At 71.0% G+C, this 6,376-nt stretch carries 6 protein-coding genes; 2 read left to right on the top strand and 4 right to left on the bottom strand.

Going from position 1 to position 6,376, the window contains the following annotated elements; all coding sequences use genetic code 11:
- The 4 genes from accC to accD form a co-directional block, all read right to left on the bottom strand.
- On the bottom strand, positions 1 to 1,159 hold a 1,159-nt coding region (gene accC / locus QN152_03280), incomplete at its 3' end, for an acetyl-CoA carboxylase biotin carboxylase subunit (GenBank protein ID MDR7538540.1).
- A gap of 78 nt (positions 1,160 to 1,237) precedes the next feature.
- Positions 1,238 to 1,744: an acetyl-CoA carboxylase biotin carboxyl carrier protein gene (accB, locus tag QN152_03275; GenBank protein ID MDR7538539.1), complete on the bottom strand. Its 507-nt coding sequence runs from the start codon at positions 1,742 to 1,744 to the stop codon at positions 1,238 to 1,240.
- Between the two features lie 47 nt (positions 1,745 to 1,791).
- The gene (locus QN152_03270; protein MDR7538538.1) at positions 1,792 to 2,652 is read right to left on the bottom strand and encodes an acetyl-CoA carboxylase carboxyltransferase subunit alpha; all 861 of its coding nucleotides are present in this window, start codon (positions 2,650 to 2,652) and stop codon (positions 1,792 to 1,794) included.
- A gap of 3 nt (positions 2,653 to 2,655) precedes the next feature.
- Positions 2,656 to 3,510: an acetyl-CoA carboxylase, carboxyltransferase subunit beta gene (gene accD / locus QN152_03265; GenBank protein MDR7538537.1), complete on the bottom strand. Its 855-nt coding sequence runs from the start codon at positions 3,508 to 3,510 to the stop codon at positions 2,656 to 2,658.
- A 110-nt stretch (positions 3,511 to 3,620) separates the two neighbouring features.
- Here accD and QN152_03260 point away from each other — a divergent pair, with 110 nt between their 5' ends.
- Positions 3,621 to 4,769, top strand: coding sequence for a trypsin-like peptidase domain-containing protein (locus QN152_03260; GenBank protein ID MDR7538536.1), 1,149 nt, complete (start codon positions 3,621 to 3,623; stop codon positions 4,767 to 4,769).
- Positions 4,770 to 4,784: 15 nt separating this feature from the next.
- A complete protein-coding gene (gene nagZ, locus QN152_03255) occupies positions 4,785 to 6,371 on the top strand; it encodes a beta-N-acetylhexosaminidase (protein ID MDR7538535.1) in 1,587 nt (528 codons plus the stop codon).
- Positions 6,372 to 6,376: the final 5 nt, after the last annotated feature.

Genomic DNA, 6,376 nt, shown 5'->3' with positions numbered 1-6,376 from the left:
GCAACGAGTCGTAGTGCGGCGGCACCACGTACCTGGGGAAGCAGTGGGTGTCCACGCGGACGCCCGGTCCCCCGGGCGGGATGAACGACGCCAGCGGGCCGGGCGAAGGGCGGAAGTCGTGCCGGGGGTCCTCGGCGTTGATCCGGCACTCGATGGCGTGGCCGCTGAAGGCCACCTCCCGCTGCGAGAGTGACAGTCGTTCGCCCGCGGCGATGCGGATCTGCTCCTTGACCAGGTCCACCCCCGTCACCATCTCCGTCACCGGGTGCTCCACCTGCAGGCGGGTGTTCATCTCCATGAAGTAGATGTTTTCCTGCTTGTCCACCAGAAACTCCACCGTCCCCGCGTTGACGTAGTGGATGGCCTGCGCCGCCCGCAGCGCCGCCCGGGCCAGGCGCTCCAGCGTCTTCTCCCGCAGCCGCGGCGGCGGGGACTCCTCCAGGAGCTTCTGGTGCCGCCGCTGCACCGAGCAGTCCCGTGCACCCAGGTGGATCAGCCCGCCGTGCCCATCCGCCAGGATCTGCACCTCTACGTGCCGCGGCTCGTCCACGTACTTCTCCACGTACAGCTTCCCGTCGCCGAAGGCGGCCTCCGCCTCCCGCTGCGCCACCTGCAGCGCCGCGCGCAGGTCTTCTCGCGAGTGGACCACGCGCATGCCCCGGCCGCCCCCGCCGGCGGAGGCCTTGAGCAGCAGAGGGAAGCCGATGGTCCTGGCGAGCTCCAGGACCTGCCGCTCCCCATCCACCGGCCCCTCGCTGCCCGGCACCACGGGGACCCCGGCCTTCTGCATCACCTGCCGTGCCTGGGCCTTGTCCCCCATCCTGCGAATAGCGTCGGCGCCGGGCCCGATGAAGGCGATCTTCAGGTCGGCGCAGATCTCGGCGAACTGGGCGTTCTCTGCCAGGAACCCGTAGCCGGGGTGGATGGCGTCCACCCCCAGGATCTCCGCCGTGCTCAGGATGTTGGGGATATTCAGGTAGGATTCCGCGGCCGGCGGCGGACCGATGCAGAAGGCCTCGTCGGCCAGCCTGACGTGCAGCGCGTTACGGTCCGCCTCCGAGTACACAGCGACGGTGCGGAGGCCCAGCTCGCGGCATGCACGGATGATGCGCACGGCGATCTCGCCCCGGTTGGCGATGAGCACCTTGTTGAACATCAGCCCCGGGGTTCCCGCACATTCCCTGAGCGAATGTGAGGGATGGGGTCGGCCATGAGCACCTTGGTCAACACGCTTGGCTCAGGGCAGCGGCTCAAGCAGCACCAGAGGCTGGCCATACTCCACCGGGGCGCCGTTCTCCGAGAGGATACGCACCACCCGGCCGCTCACCTCGCTCTGGATCTCGTTGAAGAGCTTCATGGCCTCGATGATGCAGACGGTCTGCCCGGCCTGCACCACATCCCCCTCCCGGATGAACGGCGGCGCGTCGGGGGAAGGGGCGCGGTAGAAGGTTCCCACCATGGGGGCGGTGATGGTCTTGAGATGATCGGGCACGACTTCCCCCGCCGCAGCCAGCTCCTCCTCGGAGACGGCCGTCCCCGCCGGGGAGAGCGCGGGAGCGGGCGGCTCGGGCGAGGCTGGCCGCGGCGGGCGGGCCGCAGAGGGAGTGGGGACCTCCGTCCGTCCCGCCGCCTTCTTGATGGTCACCTTCAACCGCGGCGACTCCACGGTGAGCTCCGTGATGTCTGCCTCGGCGGCGATCTGCAAAAGCGCGCGGATCTCCTCCAGGTCGAAGCTGTGCTCCATTGGCACCTCACCCGCCCCCTACTCTGCCACAGTTCTCGGGCAGGCTCCTAGCCGCGGGAGAGGCTCTCCACTTGCCGTCCCATCCGCCGGTACCGTTCGTAGCGCAGGGCCGGCAGCCGCTCCGGGGGAATATCCCGCAGCGCCCTGAGGTGCCGGCGCAGCGGTTCCCGCACCGCCGCCACGGCAGCGTCCGGGTCGCGGTGCGCCCCGTCCTTCGGCTCGGGGATGATTTCGTCGATGACGCCCAGCGCGGCCAGGTCCTCCGCCGTCAGCCGCAGCGCTTCCGCTGCCTCCCGGGCCCGCGAGGCGTCGCGCCAGAGGATGGCCGCGCACCCCTCCGGGGGGATGACCGTGTAGATGGCGTGCTGCAGCATCAGCACCACGTCCCCCACGCCCAGGGCCAGCGCTCCCCCGCTGCCCCCCTCGCCGGTGATCACCACCACGATGGGGGTGCGCAGGGTGCTCATCTCCATGATGTTGCGGGCGATGGCCTGGGCCTGTCCCCGTTCCTCCGCCTCGTCCCCGGGAAAGGCGGCGGGCGTGTCCACGAAGGAGAGCACAGGGTAGGCGTACTTCTCCGCCAGCTTCATCACCCGCAGCGCCTTGCGGTAGCCCTCGGGGTTGGGCATGCCGAAGTTGTGCGCCAGGTTCTCCCGGGTGTCGCGCCCCTTGTACGGTCCCACCGCCACCACCGGCTGCTCCTCGAACCAGCCCAGGCCGGCCAGCAGTGCCGGGTCGTCGCGGAAGAGGCGGTCCCCGTGCACCTCCACGAAGTCGGTGACCAGCCCGTGGATGAAGTCGGGGCCTTTGGGCCGCTGCGGGTGGCGCGCCAGCTGCACGATCTCCCATGGCGAGAGGCGGGAGGTGGCGGGCAGGCCCTGAGGGATCGGCAGCGGCTCGGCGGCCATGATCTACGCCGGCTCGGCCTGGCCGACGCGCGGTGCCCCAAAGAAGCGGAGTAGCCGCCCCAGCAGGGGACGCATCTGCTCGCGGGGGACAATCATGTCGATCAGCCCGTGCTCCAGGCAGAACTCCGCCGTCTGGAAGGTCTCGGGCAGACGGCGCCCGATGGTCTGCTCGATCACCCGCCGCCCGGCAAACCCGATGAGCGCTCCGGGCTCGGCCAGGATCAGGTCGCCCAGGAAGGCGAAGGACGCGGTCACCCCCCCGGTGGTGGGGTCGCACATCACCGAGATGTAGGGCAGTCGCTCCTGGTGCAGCCGGGCCACGGCGGCACTGGTCTTGGCCAGCTGCATCAGCGCCAGCGCCCCCTCCTGCATGCGCGCCCCTCCGGAGGCGGAAAAAGTGACCAGCGGCAGACCGTGCTGCAGCGCCCGCTCGGCGGCGCGAGCCACCTTCTCGCCCACCACCGAGCCCATGGACCCGCCCATGAAGGGGAAGTCCAGCACTGCGACCACCGTACGGAACCCATGCACGGTGCCCATGCCGCAAAGCGCCGCCTCCGCACGGCCGGTGCGGCGGCGGGCTTCCTCCAGCTTCTCCGCGTAGCCGACGAACCCCAGGGGATCAACGGAGGTCAGCCCGGCGTCAAATTCCACGAAGCTTCCCGGGTCCAGGGTGATGGCCAGGCGCTGGGGGGCGGAGAGGCGGTGATGATGGCCGCAGCGGGGACAGACCTGCAGGTTGCGCTCCAGTTCCTTCTGGTAGATGAGACGCTTGCAGCGGGGGCACCTGGCCCACAGCCCGCTGGGCATCTCCCGGCGCTGCAGCGAGGTGTACTTTGGCCGGCGCAACCATGGTGACATGATGCTGTCCGCAGCATTATACCACCGGAGGCAGGTCGGGCGGCGCGTCGCGCTATGAGGCGACGGATTATAATGGAGGCGCGCTGCAATCCGGTTGTAAGGAGGTCACCGTGAGCGTTGGCCCATCCCGGCGCATGCCTCCGGGGTTCTCCACCATCGTCTTCGTGGTGCTGCTCTCCCTGATCCTGGGCGCGGCGCTGGGCAACACCTACCTGCCGCGCTACCTCCCCCGCCTCAGCAGTGCGCCCTCGCTGCCGCCGCCGACCGCTGTCCCGCCCACCCCCGGGCCCCTGCAGGGCCCCACTCTGACGGTACCGCGGGCGGTGGAGACCGAGGAGTCGGCGGTGATCAAGGCCGTAGAGAAGGTGCGCCCGGCGGTGGTGAACATCACCACCCAGGCCCAGGTGCAGACCTTCTTCGGCATCTTCCCCCAGGAGGGGGCGGGATCGGGGGTCATCGTGCGAAGCGACGGGCTCATTCTCACCAACTTCCACGTCATTCAGGGAGCGCAGGAAATCACCGTGACCCTGCTCACCGGGAAGAAGCTGCCCGGGCGCGTGGTCGGCGCCGACCGCTTCACCGATCTGGCCGTGATCAAGGTGGAGAGCGACCGCGCCCTGCCCGTGGCAGAGCTGGGGACCAGCGGCAGCCTCAAGGTGGGGCAGATGGCCATCGCCATCGGCAACCCCTTCGGCCTGGGCAGCAGCGTGACGGTGGGGGTGATCAGCGCCCTCAATCGGAGCATCCAGATCAGTCCCGACTTTGTGGTGGACAACCTGATCCAGACCGACGCGGCCATCAACCCGGGCAACAGCGGGGGCGCGCTGGTGGATAGTGCGGGGCGGCTCATTGGCATTAACACCGCCATCGTCCGCGACGCCCAGGGCATCGGCTTCGCCATCCCCGTGGACATCGCCGTGACCATCATGAACCAGCTGATCCAGACCGGGCGGGTGGTGCGGCCGGCGCTGGGGATCATCCTGGGCGGAGAGATCGACCCGCTGATCCAGCGCTCCTACGGCCTGCCCACAGACCACGGGGTGATCGTGCGGGATGTGCCCCCGGGCAGCCCCGCGGCCACCGCAGGCATGATGCCCAATGACATCATCGTGGGCATCAACGGGCAGACCATCCGGGGGATCAACGACCTGCGGCGCACCCTCTTCGAGAGGCGGCCGGGGGATCGGGTGCAGGTGCAGGTCGTCCGCGGCGGGCGGCGGATCACCCTGACGGTGGTCCTGACCGAGCTGCGCCAGTAGCGGCGGCACGCTCCGGTGAATCTTCCGGCCGCAGAGGGGCTGGTCGGCCCGCTGGTAATGGTGGACTTCGCCGGCCGCTCCCCCCCTCCCCGCGTCTCCCACCTGATCGCCCGGCGGCACCTGGGCGGGGTCGTCCTCTTTCCCAAGAACGTTGAGAGCGCAGCGCAGGTGGCGCACCTCTGCCGGGAGCTGCAGGAGCTGGCGCGACAGGCGGGTGCCCCTCCGCTGGTGATTGCGATGGACCAGGAGGGCGGCGCGGTGGAGCGGTTGCCGCTGGGACTGCCCGGAGCGATGGCGCTGGGGGCGACGGGCTCCGCAGCGCTGGCCGAGGAGGCCGGGGGCCTGGCCGGGCGGGCGCTGCGCGCCGCGGGCTGCGCCGTCAACTTCGCCCCCGTCCTGGACGTCAACTCCAACCCCGAGAACCCCGTCATCGGGATCCGCTCCTTCGGCGAGGACCCGGAGCTGGTGGCCCGGTTGGGCTGCGCCTTCGCCCGCGGCCTGCGCCGGGCTGGCGTGGCGGCCACCGGCAAGCACTTCCCCGGGCACGGCGACGCGGACCAGGACTCCCACCTGGACCTTCCCCTGGTGGGTCACGGGCTGGAACGGCTGGAGGCCTTGGAACTCCTCCCGTTTCGCCGGGCGGTCCAACAGGGGTTGCCGGCGCTGATGACCGCGCACGTGGCCTTCACCGCCCTCTCCCCTCTTCCGGCCACCCTCTGCCCCCCGCTGCTGGAGGGGGTGTTGCGCCGGAAGTGGGGGTTCGACGGGGTCGTCTTCACCGACGCGCTCTCCATGGCCGCGGTCAGGGACCACGTGGGGGCCGGCACCGCGGCGGTGCTCGCCCTGCTGGCGGGGGCCGACGTCCTTCTGGCCCTGGGGGAGGAAGACCTGCAGGAGGAGGTCTTCGGCGCGGTGGACCGTGCCCTCGCCGAAGGGGTATTGAGCGTTGCCCGCCTGCGTCAGTCCCACCAGCGCCTGCAGCGGCTGCGGGCGGCCGTCTGCCCCCCGGCCGGGCCTGCGGAGGGACCGGCGGTGGGGGAGGCCGGAGCGGAGGAGGCGGGGGTGGATGAGACCACCGTGCGGGCGCGGGCGGAGGAGATGGCCGCGCTGGCGGTGACGCTGGTGCGCCGCGGTCCGGGGACGGTTCCCCTGCCGGACGGACCGGTGCTGGTGGTGACCCCTGCACCCGGCGAGCTGCCAGCCGGGGACGCCGGTCCCACGCTGGGGGAGATGCTGCGGGAGCTGCACCGCCCGGCGCGGGACCTCCGGCTGCCGCTGGGGGCTGGGTGGGACGGCGCGCCCCAGGAGCGAGGGATTGTGATCCTCGTTACCTGCAGTCGCGGCCGCCCGTCGCCCTGGCACGTAGAGCTGGTGCGCCGGGCGCAGCAGGTGCACGGCGACCGACTGGTCCTGGTAGCCACGGGGACACCCTACGACCTGGCCGCCACCCCGACGGTATCCAACTATCTGGTCACCTACGGCCGGGAGCCCGTGCTCCTCCGGGCGGCGGCGAGGGTCCTGGCGGGGGCGTCTCCGCCACGCGGGCGCCTGCCTGTGACCATCCCCGGCCTCCACCCCGCGGGGACGGGCATCGTGTGGTAGACTGC

The sequence above is a fragment of the Armatimonadota bacterium genome, from assembly GCA_031459715.1.
Lineage (GTDB): Bacteria > Sysuimicrobiota > Sysuimicrobiia > Sysuimicrobiales > Humicultoraceae > Humicultor > Humicultor tengchongensis.
This window is presented reverse-complemented; position numbering and strand designations above follow the sequence as displayed.

Bases quoted from the DNA above. Each gene is read 5' to 3' on its own strand.
- accD (MDR7538537.1), bottom strand. From the start codon at position 3,510: ATGTCACCATGGTTGCGCCGGCCAAAGTACACCTCGCTGCAGCGCCGG.
- accB (MDR7538539.1), bottom strand. From the start codon at position 1,744: ATGGAGCACAGCTTCGACCTGGAGGAGATCCGCGCGCTTTTGCAGATC.
- QN152_03270 (MDR7538538.1), bottom strand. From the start codon at position 2,652: ATGGCCGCCGAGCCGCTGCCGATCCCTCAGGGCCTGCCCGCCACCTCC.